General features: G+C 75.5%; 3 protein-coding genes. All 3 read left to right on the plus strand.

The window, feature by feature from the left end; all coding sequences use genetic code 11:
- Positions 1-617: hypothetical protein (locus ACW0Q9_RS30265; protein WP_456187146.1), on the plus strand; the 617-nt coding region annotated here is incomplete at its 5' end.
- Entirely contained in the window at positions 500-1,519 is a 1,020-nt protein-coding gene (gene miaA, locus ACW0Q9_RS30270; RefSeq protein WP_456187150.1) for a tRNA (adenosine(37)-N6)-dimethylallyltransferase MiaA, read from the plus strand. The genes ACW0Q9_RS30265 and miaA, both read left to right, overlap by 118 nt.
- Before the next feature lie 7 nt (positions 1,520-1,526).
- Positions 1,527-2,330 (plus strand): diaminopimelate epimerase (gene dapF / locus ACW0Q9_RS30275; protein WP_456187148.1); only part of this gene is annotated, 804 nt, incomplete at its 3' end.

The raw sequence follows: 2,330 nt of genomic DNA on the forward strand, positions 1-2,330 counted from the left end.
ACGCGGCGGTGGCCCGGCTGCTGGCCGCCGACCCCGAGGTGATCGTGCTGGTCGGCGCCGGGCCGGAGACGGAGCGGTTCGGCACCGCCGACTACGGATCGCTGCTGCCTTTTGGGCTGCGCCAATATGTCCGGCTCTGGCACACCAACTGCTCGGGAATCGAATCCCTGCCGCTGAGCCTGACCATCGGCGCGTGGCTGGTGAACCGGTCCGGGACCGAGCTGCCCCGGCTGGCCCGGGCGGTCGCCGCCGACGCGTCACCGGCCGAGTGCGCCGCCCTCGGCGCGGACCTGGTCGCGGCGACGGACGGGCGGATCGCACTGCTGGTGCTCGGGGACGGGTCGGCCTGCCGGGGCACCAAGGCGCCCGGCTACGACGACCTGCGCGCGCCCGCGTACGACGAGCGGGTTGCCGCGGCCCTGGCCGGCGCGGACGCCGAGGCCCTGCTCGGCCTGGACCCGGTGCTGTCGGCGGAGCTGAGGGTCGCCGGGCGGGCGCCCTGGCAGGTGCTGGCCGGCGCGGCCCGGGCGGCGGGCGGTGCCTGGCGCGGGGACGTCAGCTACCAGCAGGCCCCCTACGGCGTTGCCTACTTCGTGGCCAACTGGGAGCAGGTGTGACTGTCGTCGCCGTGGTCGGGCCGACCGCGGCGGGCAAGTCGGCGCTGAGCATCGCCCTGGCGCACGCCCTCGGCGGCGAGGTGGTCAACGCCGACTCGATGCAGCTCTACCGGGGCATGGACATCGGCACCGCCAAGCTGACCCCGGCCGAGCGGGAGGGCGTGCCGCACCACCTGCTCGACATCTGGCCGGTGACCGAGCCGGCCAGCGTCGCGGAATACCAGAAGCTGGCCCGTGCGGCGGTCGACGACATCCTGGCCCGGGGGAAGGTGCCGCTGCTGGTCGGCGGCTCCGGGCTCTACGTGCGGGCGGTGCTCGAGCAGTTCGAGTTCCCCGGCACCGACCCGGTGGTGCGGGAGCGGCTGGAGGCGGAGCTGGCCGAGGTCGGGCCGGCCCCGCTGCACGCCCGGCTGGCCGAGGCCGACCCGGTGGCCGCGGCGGGCATCCTGCCCAGCAACGGCAGGCGCATCGTCCGGGCCCTGGAGGTCGTCGAGCTGACCGGCGCGCCGTTCACCGCGTCGCTGCCCGCCCCGACGCCGTACTACCCGTCGGTGCAGCTCGGCGTCGACCTGGACACCGCGCTGCTCGACGAGCGGATCGCGCTGCGCGTGGACCGGATGTGGGCCGACGGCCTGGTCGCCGAGACGCGGACCCTGGTCGGCGAGGGCCTGCCCGAGGGGCGCACGGCCAGCCGGGCGCTCGGCTACCAGCAGGTGCTGCGCTTCCTGGCCGGGGAGCTGACCGAGACCGAGGCGTACGGGGAGACCATCCGGGCCACCCGGCGGTTCGTCCGCCGGCAGCGTTCCTGGTTCCGCCGCGACCCGCGGATCCACTGGCTGGATTCGGCCTCGCCCACGTTTCTCGACACTGCGCTGCGGGTGGTCGCCGAGCATCGGGAATGATGGAGGCGTGGAGTTCACCAAGGGCCACGGCACCGGCAACGACTTCGTCATCCTGCCCGACCCGGACGGGGCGCTCGACCTGACGCCCGGCCTGGTCGCCGCGCTCTGCGACCGGCGGCGCGGCCTCGGCGGCGACGGCGTGCTGCGCGTGGTACGCGCCGCCAAGCACCCGGAGGGCGTGGCGTTGGCCGGCGAGGCCGAGTGGTTCATGGACTACTGGAACTCCGACGGCTCGTTCGCCGAGATGTGCGGCAACGGCGCCCGGGTCTTCGTCCGCTATCTGCTGGAGACCGGCCTGGCCACCCCGTCCGGCGCGGCGCTGCCGCTGGCCACCCGGGCCGGCCTGGTCCGCGCCCGGGTCGAGGGCGCCGACGTGGCCGTCGAGATGCGCCGCCCCCGGCTGTACGACGCGGCCACCGCCACCGTGGGTGGGCTCACCCTGACCGGCGCGGCGGTGGACGTGGGCAACCCGCACCTGGTCTGCGCGCTGCCCGCCAGCCTAGACCTGGGGGGCCTGGACCTCACCCGGGCACCCGACGTCGATCCGGCGGTCTTCCCGTCCGGGGTGAACGTCGAGTTCACCACCCCGGCCGAGCCGGTCGAGGGCACCGACGGGCACGTGCTCATGCGGGTCTACGAGCGGGGCTCGGCCGAGACGCTCTCCTGCGGCACCGGCGCCTGCGCGGTCGCCGCGGTGGCGCTGCGCGACGCGGGTCGCGAGACCGGCACGGTGACCGTCGACGTCCCCGGCGGCCGCGTCACGGTCACGGTCACCGACGACTCCTGCTGGCTCTCCGGCCCAGCCGTCCTG

The sequence above is a fragment of the Micromonospora sp. I033 genome (assembly GCF_053890995.1).